15 protein-coding genes are annotated in these 18,916 nt (G+C 59.6%); 4 read left to right on the top strand and 11 right to left on the bottom strand.

All coding sequences use genetic code 11. From position 1 onward, the window contains the following. Positions 1 to 42: 42 nt before the first annotated feature. The 11 genes from znuB to pilG all read right to left on the bottom strand — a co-directional run bounded on the left by znuB (position 43) and on the right by pilG (position 15,751). Positions 43 to 855 carry a zinc ABC transporter permease subunit ZnuB gene (gene znuB / locus ACESMK_RS00485; protein WP_372994187.1) on the bottom strand — a complete coding sequence of 271 codons (813 nt, stop codon included), beginning with the start codon at positions 853 to 855 and terminating at the stop codon, positions 43 to 45. Next, a complete protein-coding gene (gene znuC, locus ACESMK_RS00480) occupies positions 842 to 1,639 on the bottom strand; it encodes a zinc ABC transporter ATP-binding protein ZnuC (RefSeq protein ID WP_372994185.1) in 798 nt (265 codons plus the stop codon). The genes znuB and znuC overlap by 14 nt, the downstream gene beginning before the upstream one ends. After that, the gene (locus ACESMK_RS00475) at positions 1,632 to 2,123 is read right to left on the bottom strand and encodes a Fur family transcriptional regulator (RefSeq protein WP_372994183.1); all 492 of its coding nucleotides are present in this window, start codon (positions 2,121 to 2,123) and stop codon (positions 1,632 to 1,634) included. The genes znuC and ACESMK_RS00475 overlap by 8 nt, the downstream gene beginning before the upstream one ends. A gap of 81 nt (positions 2,124 to 2,204) precedes the next feature. After that, entirely contained in the window at positions 2,205 to 2,666 is a 462-nt protein-coding gene (locus tag ACESMK_RS00470) for a chemotaxis protein CheW (RefSeq protein WP_372994181.1), read from the bottom strand. Positions 2,667 to 2,677: 11 nt separating this feature from the next. Then, positions 2,678 to 3,730 carry a chemotaxis protein CheB gene (locus ACESMK_RS00465; protein WP_372994179.1) on the bottom strand — a complete coding sequence of 351 codons (1,053 nt, stop codon included), beginning with the start codon at positions 3,728 to 3,730 and terminating at the stop codon, positions 2,678 to 2,680. Next, a complete protein-coding gene (locus ACESMK_RS00460) occupies positions 3,730 to 11,292 on the bottom strand; it encodes an Hpt domain-containing protein (RefSeq protein WP_372994177.1) in 7,563 nt (2,520 codons plus the stop codon). Before ACESMK_RS00460 ends, ACESMK_RS00465 begins: the two co-directional genes overlap by 1 nt. An 11-nt stretch (positions 11,293 to 11,303) precedes the next feature. Next, positions 11,304 to 12,203, bottom strand: a complete 900-nt coding sequence (locus tag ACESMK_RS00455; protein ID WP_372994175.1) for a CheR family methyltransferase — start codon at positions 12,201 to 12,203, stop codon at positions 11,304 to 11,306. 27 nt (positions 12,204 to 12,230) lie between these two features. Further along, positions 12,231 to 14,306, bottom strand: a complete 2,076-nt coding sequence (locus ACESMK_RS00450) for a methyl-accepting chemotaxis protein (RefSeq protein ID WP_372994173.1) — start codon at positions 14,304 to 14,306, stop codon at positions 12,231 to 12,233. 91 nt (positions 14,307 to 14,397) lie between these two features. After that, positions 14,398 to 14,943, bottom strand: coding sequence for a chemotaxis protein CheW (locus ACESMK_RS00445; protein ID WP_372994171.1), 546 nt, complete (start codon positions 14,941 to 14,943; stop codon positions 14,398 to 14,400). A gap of 20 nt (positions 14,944 to 14,963) precedes the next feature. Continuing rightward, complete coding sequence (gene pilH, locus ACESMK_RS00440; protein ID WP_011787171.1) at positions 14,964 to 15,326, bottom strand: twitching motility response regulator PilH; 363 nt, start codon at positions 15,324 to 15,326, stop codon at positions 14,964 to 14,966. 32 nt (positions 15,327 to 15,358) lie between these two features. Continuing rightward, positions 15,359 to 15,751 (bottom strand): twitching motility response regulator PilG, encoded by a 393-nt coding sequence (pilG, locus tag ACESMK_RS00435; protein WP_008175635.1) that lies wholly within the window; start codon positions 15,749 to 15,751, stop codon positions 15,359 to 15,361. A 297-nt stretch (positions 15,752 to 16,048) separates the two neighbouring features. On the opposite strand from pilG, the gene gshB reads away from it, so the two are divergent. The 4 genes from gshB to ruvX are packed head-to-tail and all read left to right on the top strand — an operon-like array spanning position 16,049 to position 18,916. After that, positions 16,049 to 17,002, top strand: a complete 954-nt coding sequence (gene gshB, locus ACESMK_RS00430; protein WP_372994169.1) for a glutathione synthase — start codon at positions 16,049 to 16,051, stop codon at positions 17,000 to 17,002. Positions 17,003 to 17,050: 48 nt separating this feature from the next. After that, positions 17,051 to 17,917, top strand: a complete 867-nt coding sequence (locus tag ACESMK_RS00425; RefSeq protein ID WP_372994167.1) for an energy transducer TonB — start codon at positions 17,051 to 17,053, stop codon at positions 17,915 to 17,917. Continuing rightward, complete coding sequence (locus ACESMK_RS00420; RefSeq protein ID WP_372994165.1) at positions 17,914 to 18,480, top strand: YqgE/AlgH family protein; 567 nt, start codon at positions 17,914 to 17,916, stop codon at positions 18,478 to 18,480. Before ACESMK_RS00425 ends, ACESMK_RS00420 begins: the two co-directional genes overlap by 4 nt. Continuing rightward, complete coding sequence (gene ruvX / locus ACESMK_RS00415; protein WP_372994163.1) at positions 18,473 to 18,916, top strand: Holliday junction resolvase RuvX; 444 nt, start codon at positions 18,473 to 18,475, stop codon at positions 18,914 to 18,916. Before ACESMK_RS00420 ends, ruvX begins: the two co-directional genes overlap by 8 nt.

The raw sequence follows: 18,916 nt of genomic DNA, 5'->3' as shown, positions 1-18,916 counted from the left end.
TGTTCCTACACTCTAGCCCAGCTCCCGGAGACAGTGAAATACTCAGGCCCGGGCTTTGCCCGCTGTACCGTACACCATTAGGAAAACGGCAAATGCCGTTACCACAACGGAAGGGCCGGCTGGCGTGTCCAGGTGCCAGGACAGGCTGAGACCGCCGGTTACGGCGACGACTCCGAAGGCAATCGCCATGGCCACCATCATTTCCGGATTCTGGGCCAGTCGTCGGGCGGTCGCCGCCGGAATAATCAGCAAGGCGGTAATCAACAGCACCCCGACGATTTTCATGGCGACGGCAATAACCAGCGAAAACATCAGCATCAGAACCAGCCGGAGCCGCTCCACGGCGATCCCCTCAACGCGGGCAAGCTCTTCATGAATCGTGCTCATCAGCAAACCGCGCCAGAGCACCGCCAGAAGCGACAGAATCAGTGCCGCACCGCCGTAGATCCAGAGCAGGTCTTCCCGGCTCATGGCCAGCAGATCCCCGAACAACAAGCCGGTGAGATCTACCCGTACGTCGGGCATGAAGCTGAGTGTTACCAGGCCGATGGCCAGGGCGCTGTGGGCCAGGATGCCAAGCAGGGTATCTGTGGCGAGAGTCTGGGTGCGGGATAACAGTACCAGGGCCATGGCCAATACCACACAGGTAATAATGACACCAAGGTTCAACGGCACGCTGATCAGGAAACTCAGGGCGATGCCCAGCAGAGCTGAATGCGCCAGGGTATCACCGAAATAGGCCATTCGACGCCAGACCACGAAACAGCCCAGTGGTCCTGCGACCAGGGCCACGCCCAGGCCGCCAATCAGGGCGCGCCAGAAGAAATCGTCCAGAACCGCATCAATGATGGGCATGATCGCACTCCGTATGTTCGCCATGACCCCTTGCCGGGTCATGGGATTCACCGGCGACCACATCCCCATGCAGGTCATGGCTGTGGTTATGGTGGTGATGGTAAACCGCGAGAGATTCGGCCACTGGTCGCCCGAAGGTTTCGATAAATGCCGGATCGTGGGAAATGTCTGCCGGGTAACCACTGCAGCAGACATGCTGGTTCAGGCAGATGACCTTGTCGGTGGCGGCCATCACCAGATGCAGGTCGTGGGAAATCATGATCACGCCGCAGTTCAGATCGTCCCTTAGCTGGCGGATCAGGTCATACAGCGATGCCTGGCCATTGATGTCAACGCCCTGGGCGGGTTCATCAAGTACCAGAAGATCCGGTTTTCGGGCCAGGGCCCTGGCCAGCAGCAGCCGCTGTTTCTCACCGCCGGACAGATGGTGCACAGAGGCGTGTAACAGGTGACCGACGCCCGTCCGGGCCAGTGCGGACTCACATTCGCTCAGGGATCGGCCGCTGAGCAGCATGAATCGCTTGACGCTCAGGGGCAGCGTGGCTTCCAGGGTCAGGTGCTGTGGGACGTAGCCAATCACCAGGTTCTTTTTGAGAGACACCTGGCCGGCGGAGACCTTCTGGATGCCCAGAACCGCCTTGATCAGCGTGGTTTTGCCCGCCCCGTTGGGACCGATAATGGTGATGATGTCGCCACGGTGAACCTTCAGGTTGACCCGGTCCACCACGGGGCGCTCGTCAAACCGGACAGTGAGATTATCCAGGCTAACCAGAGGGTCAGTCATGGCCGGACTCCGCCTGGCAACGGGGACACAGGCCGGCAATCTCCAGAGTGGTGGTTTCGGCCCGGAAGCCCTCCTCGGAAGCGGCCTTGCACACTTCTGTTGAAACGTCCGGTGCGGTCAGCTCGAGGACATTGCCACAAGCCCGGCAGATCAGAAACATGCCGGTGTGGTTCTCACCCGCATGAGTACAGCCGATAAAGGCATTGAGAGACGCAATGCGATGAACCAGACCATGCTGCTGAAGGAAGTCCAGCGCACGGTAAACCGTGGGCGGAGCCGCGTTGTGGCCATCCGACGAGAGTTCCCCGAGTACATCGTAGGCGCCAAGGGGCTTATGTGATTGCCAGATCAACTCCAGTACCCGCTCACGAATGGGCGTCAAGCGGGCGTTTTGTTTCTGGCAGATGGCCCTTGCGTCAGTCAGGGCCTGACTGACGCAGGCGTCGTGATTGTGTGGCCGATAGGGAATGGCTCGAGCGGACATGATCGGGATCCTGCAAAATTTGTAACATTATAACATTTACAGGGAGGCCTGCCATGCCCGGCAGTGGAGCGAAATAGTCGGTCAGTGTCGGGACTGCAAGACGAGAGATTCCAGGAATTCGAGATTGGGGATCCAGGCATTCTCGCCGTCGACCTCAACCTGCATCAGGTCGGCGGGGCCGGGCTCGCCGTCCAGCTTCCTGACCTGCTCCTCGGTCAGACGGGCCTGGCTTGGAATGCCCTGGGTAACCAGCGCCATAAACGGAATGTCCTGGTGATGGTCCCCGATGGTGTTGAGCACAACAATGCGGCCACGATTGTCGCCGGGTACCGTGAGGGCAGCGCCGTTGGCCGCATCATAGGAAATCACCGGAAGTTGAAGCCCCCGCCAGTCCAGGTAGCCCACCAGCCATTCCGGTGTGTTGGCGCCCGCGTCAGAACTGACGTAGTCGACCACTTCCGCAATCGAGACGTTTGGCAGCAACAGTTGCCGTCCGGTCATCGGAATCATGACGCAGGAGAGGGATTGGCTGTTGTCATTCATTGCTTGTTACCTCAGGCGGAGTCCCGTTTCTGCCGGCTCTTGAGCAGGCAGGATTCTTCAATGGTTTTTACCAGTTCCCGGGCCAGTTGCTCCGGGGTGCCACAAAAGCCGCTGCAGCCGGTGGCAGCCACGGATTCGGGCATAGAACTGTTGCCGCAGCTTGTGCTCTCCTGAACCCAGATCCGGCTACCGTAGGCTTTCAGCAGGGGCGCGGCAATAGCGCCATCATTACCCATGCCGGAGAAGAGAATAGCATGGCAGCGTTGCCCGTAATGATCCGCAACGTTCAGCAGTACCTGGTCAATGGACGGACCATAGGGCCCGGGCCAGGGGTTGCTGGTTTCAGTGAGGGCGCCCTGCTCTGTCAGCTTCCATTCGTGCTCCACCGGCATCAACACCACATCACCGTTCTGAACCTTGTAACCCTCTTCTGCGCGCTTGAGTTGGTAGTGGGCATGGCGGCCCAGCACCCGGGTCAGCACCTCGGTAAAATTGCCGTCAATGTGCTGGGCATAGATAAAGCCCACGGGCAGATTCGGCGGAAGATGGTCCAGAAACGTCTTTACTGCGGCCGGGCCACCCAGTGAGGCGCCCAGAATCCAGACTTCCTCGGCCAAAGACCCTGGCACTGCAGGTGGAATCCAGTGTGGCAGGTCCGGTGAGGGACGTGAGGCCGGCGCATCCTGCTCAAGCTGCGCCAGCGTCGCCTCGGAATCCAGCTCTTCCAGATGCCCCAGTTGCTGTTCCAGCTTCCCCAACAGCCGTCGTTCCCAGCGGAAATACTCGGTACTCCCGGGCTTGGGTGCCTCGTCCAGCCCGAACAGTACCGGTGCCTCGGTGTTCTCGAGCAGGTGATCGAACAGCAACGGGTGATCGGCCTCGTCCTCCAGGGTCACCAGCCAGAGGCTGGCATCCGGAAATTCCGGATAGCCCAGCAACCGGTCCGGATCCCCCGAAAAACGCACATCAAGACCGAACTTGGCGGTGGCGGCCTGCAGGCGATGGCGCTGCAGGACCACATCCGAGACGATCCCGACCTGCGGCCGGCCAGATTGGCCGGTCATCACTGTCTCCCGGTTAGCCGCTCAATGGTCTCAAGCAACTCGGTTTCCTGGAACGGCTTGCCGAGATACTCGTTGACACCAATGGCCAGCGCCCGCTCGCGGTGTTTCTCGCCGGTCCTGGAAGTGATCATACAGATCGGGGTTTCCCGAAGGTTATCATCGTGGCGCACAAAGCTGGCCACTTCGAAGCCGTCCATACGAGGCATCTCGATATCCAGCAGGATGATGTCCGGTTTGTGATCCTGCAACTGGGCCACAGCATCCAGCCCGTCTTTTGCGGTGATGACTTCCATGCCGTTGCGCTCCAGCAGTCGTGAGGTAACCTTCCGGACCGTGACCGAGTCGTCCACCACCATAACCACGGTGGCCTGCTCTTCGTAACGGGCAGACTCGCGGGCTTTCTCGAGGTTGGCCAGGCGTTGGCGCTCGGACAGGATGTCGGAACGGATCATGGCCGGCAGGTCGAGAATCACCACCACGTTACCGTCACCCAGGATGGTGGCACCGGAGACACCCCGGACCGAACTGAACTGAGGGCCGAGGGATTTAACAACAATCTCCCGGCTGCCCATCAGGTTGTCTACCTGCAGGGCCATGGGTTGCTCGGCACCGCGAACCAGAATGACCGGCAGCGGTAGGGCCTGGCCCTGCAGCTTGGGATGATGGTCACTGTTCAGCAGGCTGCCGAGGTACTGAAGCCGGTATTCCTGACCGGCATACTCGTACATCGGCGCATCCGGTTTGTAGTATTCCTCAAGCTCGTAGGTGCTGACCCGGACGATACCCTCGATGGTGTTCAGAGGGATAGCGTAGAAGTCTTCGCCGGTGGACACCATCAAGGCCCGGTTTACGGAAACGGTGAACGGCAGGCGTACGGTGAAGGTGGTACCGCGACCCACGGCCGAATCGATATCCAGGCTGCCACCGAGCTGTTTGATCTCACTGGCGACCACATCCATGCCCACGCCTCGGCCGGAAATCTGGGTTACCTGCTGGGCGGTGGAGAAGCCGGGCTGCAGGATAAACTGCAGGACTTCCCGCTCGGACAGGTCTTCATCTTCCCGCAACATACCCTGGCGAATGGCCTTGTCGCGGATCACCGAGGACGGAATACCGGCACCATCGTCGATCATGCGCAGGACAACATCACCACCTTCACGGGTCAGCGACAGAGTCACTTCGCCGGTTTCGGGCTTGCCTGCCTTTTTGCGGTCCGCCGGGCTTTCGATACCGTGGTCCAGAGCGTTCCGGAGCATGTGCTCCAGCGGCGCGATCATCCGCTCGAGGATATTCCGGTCCATCTCGCCTTCGGCGTTGCGGACATCGAAGTCCACTTTCTTGCCCAGTTCGCCGCTGATCTGGCGGACGATCCGGCGCAGGCGAGGGACCATGGAGGCGAACGGAATCATTCGGGTCTTCATCAGACCCTCCTGGAGTTCCGTGTTGATCCGCGACTGCTGAACCAGAAGGGTTTCTGTGTCCCGTACCCGGTCAGACAGGGTTTCACGAAGATCAGCCAAGTCCGAGGAGGATTCTGTCAGCGCCCGGGAAAGCTGCTGGATGGACGAATAGCGGTCCATTTCCAGGGGGTCGAAGTCGTCGCCGTAATCCGGGCCGTGTTCCTTTTCGGCGCTGAACAGGATCTGGGCTTCGGTTTCGATTTCCATCCGGCGCAGCTGCTCACGCAGACGCTCAATGGTCGCGGCCATTTCATCCAGGGTGTGGCCAAAGTCACTGGTCTGCTGCTCAAGCCGGCCACGGGTGATACTGGTTTCACCGGCCAGGTTGACCAGTTCGTCCAGCAGCGGTGCCGATACCCGGATGGTTTCCTGGGCAGCTCGCTGGGCTTCGGCCGCCTGTTTGCGGGCCTTGGCCGGAGATTTTCCAGGCTTGGGCGCAGGTGCTGCCGGTTTTTCCGCTTTGGCGGGCAGGGTCGGCTCTTCGAGTTGCTTCGGTTCTGGCGTGGCCGGGGCCGGTGATGGCTGTTCGGCCTTTGCAGGCTCCGGCACGCCAGAGCCAGATTCATAGCCTTTCCGAATATCCGCGACCAGCGCAATGATGGCGTCGTGATCTTCGGTGATGGCCTGCCACTGCGCTTCGTCCGGGGCGTTCCCGCCCAGATCAATCAATCGGGTTTCAAACCCATGGGCCCGGTCACCAAGCTGGGTGAGCTGGGACAGACGGGCGCCACCCTTGAGGGTATGCAGTGCCCGTTGGGCTTCCTGGTTGAAATTGTGGTTCGCCGGGTCCTTGCGCCAGTCATCGAGCAGCTGCTCCAGCTGGTCCATGATCTCACCGGCTTCTTCGAGGAAGATTTCCAGGACTTCAGGATCGATGGCTTCCTGCTCGGACGCTTCCCGGGGCGCGGCGGTTTCTTCGGCGGCAACCTCATGGGCAGCCTGGAAGTCTTCGATGAGCCCGGTATCCGGATCAGGTTTGTTACCCTCTTCCAGACGGTTGAGCATGGCCTTCAGGCTGGCCAATGCCCGGTCACTGAGGCTGAGCAAGGTCTTCTGATTGTTGGACCCGGAGATCAGGGGATCGAGGGCGTCGGACCAGGCCTCGGCCAGATTGGCAATCGGATCAACGTCGGAAAGCCTCGCACCGCCCTTGAGGGTGTGCAGCTCCTGCTGCAGCTGGGTCAGGCCGGTCAGTTCCTCCGGTTCGTCGCGCCACTGGTCGAGACACTCACTGATGGCATCGTAAATCTCCAGACCCTCGTCGAGGAAGATGCCGATCAGGTCGTCATCACTGGCCTGGGTCAGGGTCTTGCTGAGGCTGGCAGGTTCCGGAGTTTCTTCGGCCGGGGACGCCGCCTGCTCATCCGCCGCTGGTGCTTCACCGCGAACGTCAGCGGGCATCGACTCGCCCCTGAGTATCGACTCTACCCTGGCAACCAGCTCATTGGCCGGAGGGCAGGGTTTCTGGGTAGCTACCTGTTCGACCATCTGGGCGAGCCTGTCATGGCAGGCAAACAGCAGGTCGTTCATGGAGTCGCTGGCTTCCAGCTGACCTTCCGCAACCTTTTCGAACAGATCCTCCAGCACATGGGTCAGGTCGCCAATGGCTTCGACGCCGGCCATGCGGGCCCCACCCTTGAGGGTGTGGACATCGCGCTGGAGTTCAGCGGCGACGGACCGGTCGGAAGGATCTTCAGTCCAGGTGTGCAAGGCACTGCCGGTGGAGTTGATCAGGTCGTAGGCTTCCTCCAGGAAGATGCCCACCAGTTCCGGATCCAGGTGAGAGAAATCGGCAACACCTTCTTCCAATTCGGCGGCATGATCGGACTCTTCCGGTTCATCCACCTCAGGGAGGGGGGCCTGCTCCGCGATGTCGGCATCCGGCTCAGATTCATCATCCTGACTGGCTACGTTGGTGACCGGCCGCGTTCCGGTGGCGCTGTCCATGTAGGCCTGGATTTCGCCAATCAGATCCGGAGCCGGGCGTGGCGGCTCTTTGGCCTCCAGATTTTCCACCATGCCGGCCAGACGATCGTGGCAGCGGAACAGCAAGTCGGACAGCTCATCGTTGATAGACAGCCGTTGTTCGGTCAGTCCTTCAAACAGATTCTCCAGTTCGTGAGAAAGATCACCCACCGCTGGAATGTCCGCCAGTCGAGCGCCGCCCTTGAGGGTATGCAGATCCCGTTGCAGCAGGCGCAGAATGTCCAGATTACCGGTGTTCTCGCTCCAGCTCTGGAGGGCTTCGGCGGTGCTGTCGATGAGGTCGCGGGCTTCTTCGAGGAAGATTTCCGCCAGCTCCTCATCCATCTCTTCATCCGATTCCGATGTTTCCGGGAGCGGCGGTTGCTCCTCGGTTACGGCCTCTTCGAACGATGGTGTTTCGGTGTCATCCATCTCGAAGCTGAGATCGATTTCCTCAAGGTCGCCGGTAAACTCCTGCTCGAAGGCGTCCGGTTCCTGGTTTTCCGGGGCAGGAGCCTGTTTCAGTCCTTCAAGGGCAGCGACCATGTCGTCGCTTGACTCAGTGGCAAGTCCCGCTGCCACCTGGTCCATCATGTTGATCAGCTGTTCGTGAGCCGCCCTGACGGTTTCGAAGAAAGCCTCGTTCGGCGCTTCGTCGTGTTTCGCGGCCTCGTCATAGGTTTCCTTCAAGGCACCCGATAGCGCAGCAACGTCTCCGAGCCCGGCTTCGGAGGCGCCGGAGGTCAGTTGCTCCAGTTCGGAACGCAGCGGGTTCAACGAGTCCATTGCGCCGGGGTTGTCGGCCCAGCGGTCGAGGATCCGGTCGGCATCAAGAACAATGTCGAGCCCTTCGTTCAGGAACAACTGAACCAGCTGCGAAGGCGCCTGCTGCGGATGTTGGCGCGGGGCCTCTTCACTGTGGCCGCGGAAGGTCTCATCCGTCAGACGGTCCAGCTTCTCAAGGAAGGCCTCGGTACCCGGCAGAGAGGCTTGCGGATTCTCACGAATCTGGGCCAGTCCCTGGGTCAGGAAATCGCAAGCGGAGTCGATCAGCGAGAGAACCTCGCGGTTCGCCCGCTTGTTCTGCGCACGGGACTCCTTGACGAACCGTTCCAGGGGCGTAATAACGGCAGCGATCGGTGCAATGCCTGCCGTATGGGCACTGCCCTTGAGGGTGTGCAGGGCCCGGGAAAGGTCGTCGGTATAGGTAACGGAAGTCTTGTCACCGGCGGCCGAGAGGAAGTCCTTCAGCGTTTGCAGGTGGGTTTCGGTCTCGCTTTCAAAAATATCCAGCAGTACCGGATCGACGGCATCCTCGTCGGTGGGCTCAGACTCTGATTCAACTGTTTCGGTGTCGGCTTCCGCACCGTCGGATTCGGCGGCGGGCATCATGCTGGCGTCCGGAATCTCGCCGTTGGCCAGGGCATTGGCACGGGCTTCCAGGTTGCTGGTGTCGACCGACGGGCCACGGCGTTTTTCAAAATCTTCGACCAGGGCCGGCAGATTGGCGGTGACATCCTCCAGCAGGCTGGCAATGTCATCGTTCATGAAAATGCTGCCGTCGATGACGCGGTTCAGCATATTCTCCACGGACCAGGCCAGTTCACCGACAACCAGCGCGCCGACCATACGGCCACTGCCTTTCAGTGTGTGGAAGGCACGGCGAACTTCCGACAGAGCGCTGCGGTCATCGTGCTGACGCAGAAGCATCGGCAGGTATTCGCGAATGGTGTCCAGCACTTCCCCGGCTTCTTCAACGAAGATCTCGAGTATTTCATCGTCAATCAGATCGTCGTCATCGGCGGGTTCGTCAGAAACGGCCTCAGTGGTGGCGGTTTCCTCTTCAGCTGTGTCTGTTTCCTGCTGCTCCTGTCGCTCTTCGGTGGTGGTGTCTTCCACTTCCGGCGATTCCGTTTCCGCCAAAGCTTCGTCGTCCGTGCGGCGGGTGGTTGCCATGGCCTCGGCGCGGCTGATGAGTTGCTCCACATCGCCAGCGGTCTGGCCTTCTTTGAATTCGCGGATCAACGACGGAATGCGGGCATTGACCTCGTCCACCAGGGTAAACATGTCGTCGGTGGGGCGAATGGTCTGGTCGATTACCCGGTTCAGCAGGTTTTCCACCGACCAGGCCAGCTCACCAATGCTGGTAGCGCCCACCAGTCGACCGCTGCCCTTGAGTGTGTGGAAGGCGCGACGAACTTCGGTCAGGGCTTCACGATCATCGTGATTCTGTCGAAGACGGGGGTAGAATTCATGGATGGTTTCGAGAACTTCCTCGGCCTCTTCAACGAAAATACCGAGAATCTCGTCATCCAGAAGGTCCGAATCGGAGTTTTTGGCTCCGTCCGGAGCTGATGCCTCGGTTTCCGGCTGCTCTTCCGCCGTTTCCACCACGGGTATCTCCTCCGCGGCGGTTTCCGTCCAGGTGGGTTCAGCGCCTACCGGGAAGCCAAGGGAGGCCAGGCTGTCTTCCGCGACCCTGAGTATCGAGTCGTTTTCGCCAATCCCCTCGGCAAGCCGCTCGAGGTAATACTCGATGCTGGTGACCGCATCGGCCAGGATGTCCAGCTGTTTCCAGTCCGGCACCTGTTTGCTGCCCATCAGCACGTCGGTAATGTAACGTTCGGCCGAGGCCAGCATGCCGGCAACGCGGTCCAGCGGGATCAGGCTGAGGCCACCGCGAATACTGTGCAGCAGGCCGGGGACATGCTCGATTTCCCGGGTATCCCACTGCGACGCAATGAAATTCACAATGGCGGATTTAACCTGCTCCAGGGTGTTGCGGGATTCCCGTAGCAGCGCACCACTGGCTTCGCCCAGCTCCCGGGAACCAAGGTTGACCGGTGTATCGGAAGCCTCATCGGCGGACGATTCCTGTTGTCCTTCCCTGTCCAGGCCGGCGAGGCTGGCTTCGACATAAAGCAGCGCGCCGGCGATGTCCATCAGAGTGCCGTCATCGACCTGCTCGGTCTGGGCGCTGAGTTTCTCTACCAGCTCGACCTGCTCAGTGACCACTTTCCGGGGGATGCCGAGCCCCAGTACGGCCAGGGTATTGGCTACCTGGCGGAGGCCGGGCAACAGGTCTTCGAGCTCACTGTTCTGGCGCAGCTCTGACCGCACATAGAGGTCGAGCTGATCCTTGAGTTTGGCGAGCTCTTCGTTGAGCGCGCCAACGACCGAGTGAATCGCGTCCCGGCCGGGGCCGGATACCCGGCTGCGAGCGGCGTCGACATCGTCTTCTGAAGGCAGTGCCTGATTCAGTTGGTAGGCGTCCCGCAGGGCACTGACCTGGGGTGAGTCCAGGTCGCGGGCGCGGGCCACGTAGTAAAGCAGGTGTTTGAGCAGCGCTTCCGGTGCCGGTTGCTGGAGAATATCCGCGTGCTCGTCGGTCAGTCGGCGAATTTCACTGTCCAGCTCCCGGAGCAGGGATTTAACCGCCGCATTCACCGGATTGACGTGTGCTTGAAGTGTTTCAACGAACGCACTGGCCGCTTTCCAGAGTTCGCCCCGGGGCGTTTTCTGGCACAAACGGATGAGTCGCTGAATCACCTTCTGCATGTACTCGAAATGGGCATCCAGATCCGCTTCCCGGATCACGCCGGCCAGCGCAAACTGGTACATCTGGCGCAGCTTGCGGATGTGACCGAGGACGGTCGGATCCTGAAGGCGTTGGGAGACCTTCCCGGTCACGGTCATTCGCGACGGACTCAGATCCGGCTTGAACAGAGACGTATCAGACAGCAGGGATTCGCCACGGGCGGCCCGAAGGTCGTTAAGCAGCGGCAACAGCACCATCGGAAAATCGTCCTGGCTGCTGGCCAGATGCTCCAGGTACTGGGGCAACTGCAGTATGGCCTGCATCAGGACCTCAACGGCTTCGTCGGTATTGGCAACGGTTTCGTTGAGCACGGCCTGGGTGAGCTTTTCCATTTCTTCGGTGAGCAAGGCTGCACCGTAGAGCTCGACCATTTGAAGGGTGCCATGTACCTGATGGAGATAATTCAGGCAGAAGCGCAGGCGCGCGGTGTCGTCACGATTCTCGACATACGCTTCCAGTGCATGCTGACCCTGGGTCAGCGTGTCCTGTATTTCTCCCCGAACCCAGTCGAGGGCGATGCTGTCATGGTGATTGCCCATAACCACTCCGGTTATTCTTCGTCAGTCTGGCGTTTGATCCACGCCAGCACATGTTCCGAGGGGACTCTCTGTAACCCTGGAGGCTGCCAGTCGGTCAGCTCTCCCTGGCCCAGAACCAGCAACCCCCCGGGCGCCAGCCGCTCTGCAAGTCGCTTGACAATTTCCCGCCGGCGCCAGCGGCGAAAATAAATCAGCAGATTCTGGCAGAAGATAATGTTCATGCCGTGCATGGGTGCCTTGTCGAGATCCAGAACATTCAGTCTGGTAAAGCACACCCTGTCACGGATGCTGTTCACAATTTCCACGGTATTCCGCTCGGCCGGGCGGAAATACCGGGATTTCATGTCTTCGTCCATTCCCAGCAGTTTGCGGGGGTTGAACTGGCCGTTCCGGGCCTTTTCGATCACAGGCTTGCTGATATCCGAGCCGGTGACTCCAAACAGTGGCTGTAATGCCAGCTGCGCCATGCACTCGTTCAGCACCATGGCCAGGGTGTACGGCTCCTCGCCGGTGGAACACCCGACACTCCAGGCCTCCAGTGGGCGCTTTTTCAGCTGTTCCCGGGGCCTTGTCAGGACGTAGTCGGAGACCAGCCGGAATGCATCCGGATCCCGGAAGAACCGGGTTTCCTGAACCGTGAGCCGATCCACCAGCGTTGACCATTCCCTGACGGCATCCGGCCCGGATACGATTTTCTCGTAATAGGCCTGATAGCTGCTGCAGCCGATTTCCCGCATCCGGATGCCAAGATTGGTTTCCAGAAACGAACGGCGCTCGGCCGACAGGGTTATGCCGGTTCGGTGTTCCAGCAGGGTTTGCCACTGGCTGAACTGCGCCTCGTCCATATCGGGGAGTCGGCGCAGTGACCAGATGCCCTCGGCAGGTGACAGGTTGTTATGCATTTGCGCCATAAACCGTCAACAGCCCTGGAACGGAAATCAGCCCACCACCGGAACGTCGCTGTCTTCCTCTTCTTCCTGATCAGCCACGTCTTCTTCCGGCAGGGTGAAGCCGGCAACAGAGGACCGAAGCTCGGACGCCATTTCTGCCAGGTTACCGATAGACTTCGCAGTGGCGTTGGTGCCGGAGGACGTCTGGGACGTGATTTCCTGGATAACGTTCATGGTGTTGGAAATGTGCGCTGCGGACGACGACTGCTGACGCGCGGCGTTGGAGATGTTCTGGATCAGTTCTGCCAGAGACATGGATACGTTCTCGATTTCCTCGAGGGCGATACCCGCATCCTGGGCAAGACGGGCACCACGGACCACCTCGGCGGTGGTGTGCTCCATGGAGATAACCGCTTCGTTGGTATCCGACTGGATCGTTTTCACCAGCGCTTCAATCTGCTTGGTCGCCGCGGAGGAACGTTCCGCCAGTCGCTGAACTTCGTCCGCAACAACCGCGAAGCCCCGGCCCGCGTCACCGGCCATGGAGGCCTGGATCGCGGCGTTCAGGGACAGGATGTTGGTCTGGTCGGCGATGTCGTTGATCAGGGATACGATGTCACCGATTTCCTGGGAGGATTCACCCAGACGCTTGATCCGCTTGGAGGTTTCCTGGATCTGTTCACGAATGTTGTCCATGCCGCGGATGGTGTTCTGTACCACTTCCGCGCCTTTCTTCGCGATCGCAACCGACCGCTCCGCAACCGCAGAGGATTCAGCAGCGTTCGAGGATACCTGATCGATGGATACCGCCATTTCGTTTACAGCGGCAGAGGCGCCTGCAATTTCCTGGGCCTGGTGCTCGGAAGCATCCGCCAGGTGCATGGCTGTGGCCTGGGTTTCCTGGGCGGCTGATGCTACCCGTACCGCGGTACCACGAATCGCCTGTACAAGGCCGCGCATCTGGTCGATCGCGTAGTTGATGGAGTCGGCGATGGCACCGGTGAAGTCCTCGGTTACCGTGGCCTCAGTGGTCAGGTCACCATCGGCCAGGTCGGCCAGTTCGTCCAGCAGTCGCAGGATCGCGTTCTGGTTCTGTTCGTTCTGCTCCTGGGTAGCGGCCAGTCGGGCCTGGGCTTCCCGGTACAGGGCCAGACCGATGAACACGACAATTGCGACCATGGCGGCCAGGATGATAAAGGCCAGGGTCGGGCTGATCAGTCGCGAGCCGGACTGGGTCCGGAAGTTCTCGGCCAGGACCGAGAGCTCTGAAAGCAGGATCTCGGAATTCTGGAAGATGTCACTTGCAGCGGTACGAACCTTGAAGAGGTCGGGAGAAGCTTCAAGGATCGCGTCCACGTTCTGGGAAACAAACTGGAACAGTTCATCAACGGCTTCGAGACCGTAGATGGCGTCTTCATCATTGACCTGAGAAATGCCCATGGCCGGGTTGCCGTTCAGCTGGCCTTCGAGCACCCGCCCGAACAGGCTGGCGTCGCGGCCGAAACGGTCGGCGGCGATAACCGCGTCTTCGTCACCGGACAGTACGTTGTTGACCGAGCGGACAATCCGCTCCGCCAGCAGTGACTGGCGCTGGGCCAGTGCAATCTGCTCGGCAGGCGCGTTGTTATCCAGCAGGATCTGTACGATGTCGTCGTACTCAACCTGGAGCTGCGGGATGGTTTCGTTCAGGGTCCGGGCTACCTCATGCAGGCCGAGTACCGCGTCCTGGGTGGAGAGGATGCTGTCGGCATTTTCCCGTACGGTGTTCCAGTTCTCCTGGACACCGCTTTGCTGAGCCAGCTCACTCGGTGGCAGACCGGTTTCCGGATTACCCTCGGTGACGTTGGTCCAGAGTTGCTGGAAGTCTTCGCGGGAGCGGCGCAGCTGGTTGAATGCTTCGGCGGTGCCACCGGCAGCCTCGGTCGCGTTCTTCGCAATCTCCTGAGAGAGCACCCTCAGCTCGGCGGTGTTGGCGATGTATTCCTGATCGTTCTGGCTGTCTGTATTAATAATGAACAGCACCACAACGAGCAGGATGGTGAGTGCGATCAGCGCGGCGATCAGGCCGGCAACCAGCTTGTTGCCTCCCTGTCCCATACTGAGTCTTCCGGCTCTGTTCTTCATTTTCTGGCTCCCGGCCTCTTCAAGAAATTGGCAAGTTTGTTTTTTCGGGTTTCAGGCGGTCAGGGTGATGTTCCTGCCATTGTCACCACCCTTACCACTGTGCGACGTCCAGAAAGCGTTCGTCTTCGAGCAACTCGACCGCCGAAAACACTTTCCAGACTTCCTCGTTGCGTTCGTAGCCGCCTGAGACAAACGGTCGAACGTTTTCAGGTACGCCCTCGGGCGAATCCTTGAAACTGTCAGTTGCGAAGTACTGCATGCCAAGCACGCTGTCGACCACCAGCCCGCTGAAAATATCGCCCTGCTCGACAACCAGCACCCGCCGCTCCCGTTGGCTTCGGGAGGAGCGGGGAATATCGAAAAAGCCGGCAAGATCAACCAGGGGCAGGAGGCGACCGCGAACGTTGGCCGCACCAAGCAGAAACGGGCGCACACCCGGGATGTGGGTAAACCGGGGTACATGGAGGATTTCTGTGACTTCGCCCATGGGGGCAACGTAGCGCTCACCTGCCAGAACGAAGCCGATGCCGTTCCAGAGTTCAACGGCTTCCTGTTGTTCCGGCAGGCCGGCGGCCATGGACCGGCTGCGCTCGGCGATATCCGTCAGAACGGCAAAAGGGGCGGCCTGGGCGGACATGCGTACTCCACGGTTGGGGATCAGGCAATCAGACTGTTGATTGTTTTGATCAGGTCGTCTTCGTTAACCGGCTTGACCAGATAACCCTTGGCGCCCTGGCGGGTGCCCCATACGCGGTCAGTTTCCTGATCCTTGGTGGTTACGATCACCACGGGGATGGACGCGGTTTCCGGTGCGCGGGTCAGTTGGCGGGTTGCCTGGAAGCCATTCAGGCCGGGCATAACCACATCCATCAGAACCAGATCCGGGGTTTCGGCACGGGCCTTGGCAACGCCGTCTGCGCCGTTGTCAGCGGTCAGCACTTCGTGTTTGTGCTTTTCCAGGATCGTGGAAATTTTCTTAACCTCGGTAGGGGAATCGTCAACAATCAGAATGCGGGCCATGGTTTCCTCGATGGTTCTTGGGGTCAGCAGGTTTACTGTTCCGCCTGTGGAACGTACTGGCGGATGGTATTGAGCAGCTCATCCTTACTGAACGGTTTGGTCAGGTACTGGTCCGAGCCGACGATCCGGCCTTTGGCCTTGTCGAACAGCCCGTCCTTGCTGGAGAGCATGATAACCGGCGTCTTTTTGAAGGAGGAATTGTTCTTGATAAGTGCGCAGGTCTGGTAGCCGTCCAGGCGGGGCATCATGATATCAACGAATATGATGTCCGGCTGGGAATCGGCAATCTTGGCAAGAGCGTCAAAGCCGTCAGTCGCGGTGATGACCTCACAGCCGACCTTTTTCAGGAGGGTTTCTGCGGTGCGACGTATGGTTTTACTGTCGTCGATCACCATGATCTTCAAGTTCTCGAAGTTGTCATCCATTGTCCAACTGCCTTGCGCTCAGCGACTGTCATTATTTTAAAACGGGGGTTTTAACACAAACCTTAAGGTTCTTCTATAAACCCCGCTCATTTATAGATTATCAATGGCCGGATAAAAAGTATTAGTTTGTGACCAAATGTACTTCTGCCCGCAACGTCACGTAACTGACTGAGGATTTCTCCGGATGCATTTGCAGCTCGGGTACAATACCATCTGATTTCACAGCATAGCACTTATTGCCTGGTCCGCTCTGCAGACCGGTTCGTGTTTTTAACCCTCAGGAGTGCAGGAACGCCCATGACCGTCAGACTCGGGATCGTGATGGATCCGATTGAAGATATCCACTTCAAGAAAGACAGCTCACTGGCCATGTTGCTGGCTGCCCAGAACCGTGGTTGGGAAATCGAGTACATGGAACTGCCGGACCTGTATCTCGATGGCGGTCGGGCTATGGCCCACACCCGGGATCTGACAGTCCACATGGACCCCGAGAACTGGTACAGCTTCGGGCCGGGCCAGGACCGGGCGCTGGGCGATCTGGATGTCATTCTTATGCGCAAGGATCCACCGGTAGACCGGGAGTTCCTGATGGCCACCTATATTCTGGAGGCCGCCGAGCAGCAGGGCGCGCTGGTGGTCAACCCGGCATCCACGCTTCGCGACTGCAACGAGAAGCTATTTGCCACCCAGTTTGAGGACCTGACACCACCGCTACTGGTCAGCCGGTCGGCAAGCCGGTTCCGCGAGTTCTATGCCAGGCACGGTGACGTGATCATGAAGCCGGTGGACGGTATGGGCGGGCATTCAATCTTCCGTATCCGGGAGAACGACTTCAATCTGGGTGTCATTATCGAAACCCTCACCAACTATGGCTCTCATCAGGCCATGGCCCAGAAATACATTCCGGAAATCAGTGACGGCGACAAACGCATCCTGCTGATCGACGGTGAACCGGTGCCTTACGCCCTTGCCAGAATTCCCTCTCACGGAGAAAATCGGGGCAATCTTGCCGCTGGCGGGCGGGGTGAAGGGCGTGAGCTGACCGCCCGGGATCGTGAAATCTGCGAGCGTGTGGCGCCTGTGATCAAAGAAAAAGGCCTGATTTTCGTCGGCCTGGACGTGATCGGTGATTATCTTACCGAGATCAATGTCACCAGCCCGACCTGTATTCGGGAACTCGACTCGGCCTTCGGTATCGATATTGGTGGCATGCTGATGGATGCGATTGCAAAACGCCTGGGCCAGGCATAATCCGGTGGCAACGACCGGGCAGGTTTAACGACAGGATCCGTATCAGGAATGGCAGTTCAGGTAAGCGACTTCGACCGGTTTTCCTTCACCCTTTTCATGGCGCTGGCGGTGCACGCCATCGTGGTGCTGGGAATTACCTTCGCGCCTGAGCCGCCCCGTTCCTCGGCACAGACCATGGAGATTACCCTGTCCCAGTTTGATGACGAGGAGGCACCGGAGAAAGCGGATTTTCTGGCCCAGACCAGTCAGAAAGGCAGTGGAACCCAGGACGAAGTGCGGGAGATGACAACGCCCAGACCGGCGGAAGTCAGTCAGCCGGAGGTGGCCCAGGTTCAGCCCGAGCCGCCGGCCCGGACCGAGCCTCAGCCGCGCCAGGAGAAACAGGTGGTGCAGACCGAGAGTCGGTCCAGCCAGAAGGTTCAGCAGCCCGAGGAGCGCACCAGGCCGGAAGAGGAACCTCTGCCAGTACGGGAGAAAAAGAGCCTGATGGAGCGCAGCCTCGAGATTGCCAGCCTGGAGGCCCGCTTTGATGCCCAGCAGCAGGCCTATGCCCGCAAGCCGAGGGTGATGCGAGTCACCGCGGCGTCCACCCTGAAGTCTACCAACGCCTGGTATGTTCAGAATTGGGTGAGCAAGGTAACGCGGGTGGGGAACATCAACTACCCGACCGAGGCGCGTCGTGCCGGGATCTATGGCACACTGAGGATGCTGGTGTCGCTCAAGAAAGATGGCACCATTAAAGAGGTGACTATTCTGCAATCTTCCGGCAGCACCGTTCTGGACGACGCTGCAATCCGGATTGTCAGGATGGCCGCGCCTTTTGCTCCGTTCCCGGACGAAATGCGGCAAGAGGTGGACGAACTTGAAATCATACGTACCTGGTCCTTCCAGCGACGGGGGCTGACATCCGGATGACAGCATCAAAACATTCTCCCCACAGCCTGCGGCACCATTTTCTGGTGGCCTCACCCTATCTGGCTGATCCGCGTTTCCATGGTGGCGTCATCTACCTGTGTGAGCATTCCGATGACGGCGCCCTGGGACTAATGATCAATCACCCGCTGGACATCCATCTGGGCGAGATCCTGGAACAATTGGATCTGCCCGGAGGCGAGCTTGATTTGCCGGTATTCAGTGGTGGACCGGTGCAGCCAGAGCGGGGCTTTGTCCTGCATCCTCCCGGAACCAGCTGGCAGAACACGGCAAAAGTGACCGACGACGTCCTGCTGACCACCTCCCGCGACGTATTGGCGGGGATTGGCCAGGGCGAGGGGCCTGAAGACTATCTGGTGGCGCTGGGATACTCCGGCTGGAGTGAGGGTCAGCTGGAAGAGGAGTTGGGCAGTAACGCCTGGCTGACTTGCCCTGCCACCACAGACATCCTGTTCCGTACCCCCTGGGAAGAGCGTTACAAGGCAGTGCTTCGTCTTATTGGCATTGATCTTAACCAGCTGAGTGAATCGGTCGGTCATGCCTGAGCCTGCAAGCCGTTGTGTGATGGCGTTTGATTTCGGAACCCGCCGGATTGGCGTTGCCGTTGGCCAGGAACTGTTGGGCTCCGGGCAACCGGTAGCGCTGATTCCGGCCCGGGATGGAATCCCGGACTGGCAACAGATCGAATCCCTGCTCGAGGAATGGCATCCGGATCTGGTTGTGGTTGGCCTGCCGCTGAATATGGACGACACCGAAAACGATATGTGTGCCCGAGCGCGAAAGTTCGGCAAGCGTTTGCACGGCCGGTATCATGTGCCGGTTGAAATGGTCGATGAACGGCTCACCAGCTTCCAGGCGAAGGGTGAGGTCATGGCCGCTGGTGGCAGTAGAGATTTTGGCCGTCATGGCGTGGACGACCGGGCAGCTGTGCTGATCCTGGAAACCTGGTTTGGCCAGCAGTCGGGCGGTGCCGGGGCGTGA

The sequence above is a fragment of the Marinobacter sp. genome (assembly GCF_041687235.1).
Taxonomy (GTDB): Bacteria; Pseudomonadota; Gammaproteobacteria; order Pseudomonadales; family Oleiphilaceae; genus Marinobacter.
The sequence above is the reverse complement of the archived record's forward strand: the minus strand, read 5'-3'. Positions and strand labels throughout refer to the sequence as shown.

Bases quoted from the DNA above. Each gene is read 5' to 3' on its own strand.
- ACESMK_RS00460 (WP_372994177.1), bottom strand. From the start codon at position 11,292: ATGGGCAATCACCATGACAGCATCGCCCTCGACTGGGTTCGGGGAGAA.
- ACESMK_RS00450 (WP_372994173.1), bottom strand. From the start codon at position 14,306: ATGAAGAACAGAGCCGGAAGACTCAGTATGGGACAGGGAGGCAACAAG.
- ACESMK_RS00470 (WP_372994181.1), bottom strand. From the start codon at position 2,666: ATGAATGACAACAGCCAATCCCTCTCCTGCGTCATGATTCCGATGACC.
- ACESMK_RS00465 (WP_372994179.1), bottom strand. From the start codon at position 3,730: ATGACCGGCCAATCTGGCCGGCCGCAGGTCGGGATCGTCTCGGATGTG.
- ACESMK_RS00475 (WP_372994183.1), bottom strand. From the start codon at position 2,123: ATGTCCGCTCGAGCCATTCCCTATCGGCCACACAATCACGACGCCTGC.
- ACESMK_RS00455 (WP_372994175.1), bottom strand. From the start codon at position 12,203: ATGGCGCAAATGCATAACAACCTGTCACCTGCCGAGGGCATCTGGTCA.
- ruvX (WP_372994163.1), top strand. From the start codon at position 18,473: ATGCCTGAGCCTGCAAGCCGTTGTGTGATGGCGTTTGATTTCGGAACC.
- ACESMK_RS00425 (WP_372994167.1), top strand. From the start codon at position 17,051: ATGGCAGTTCAGGTAAGCGACTTCGACCGGTTTTCCTTCACCCTTTTC.
- ACESMK_RS00420 (WP_372994165.1), top strand. From the start codon at position 17,914: ATGACAGCATCAAAACATTCTCCCCACAGCCTGCGGCACCATTTTCTG.
- pilG (WP_008175635.1), bottom strand. From the start codon at position 15,751: ATGGATGACAACTTCGAGAACTTGAAGATCATGGTGATCGACGACAGT.
- znuC (WP_372994185.1), bottom strand. From the start codon at position 1,639: ATGACTGACCCTCTGGTTAGCCTGGATAATCTCACTGTCCGGTTTGAC.
- gshB (WP_372994169.1), top strand. From the start codon at position 16,049: ATGACCGTCAGACTCGGGATCGTGATGGATCCGATTGAAGATATCCAC.
- znuB (WP_372994187.1), bottom strand. From the start codon at position 855: ATGCCCATCATTGATGCGGTTCTGGACGATTTCTTCTGGCGCGCCCTG.
- ACESMK_RS00445 (WP_372994171.1), bottom strand. From the start codon at position 14,943: ATGTCCGCCCAGGCCGCCCCTTTTGCCGTTCTGACGGATATCGCCGAG.
- pilH (WP_011787171.1), bottom strand. From the start codon at position 15,326: ATGGCCCGCATTCTGATTGTTGACGATTCCCCTACCGAGGTTAAGAAA.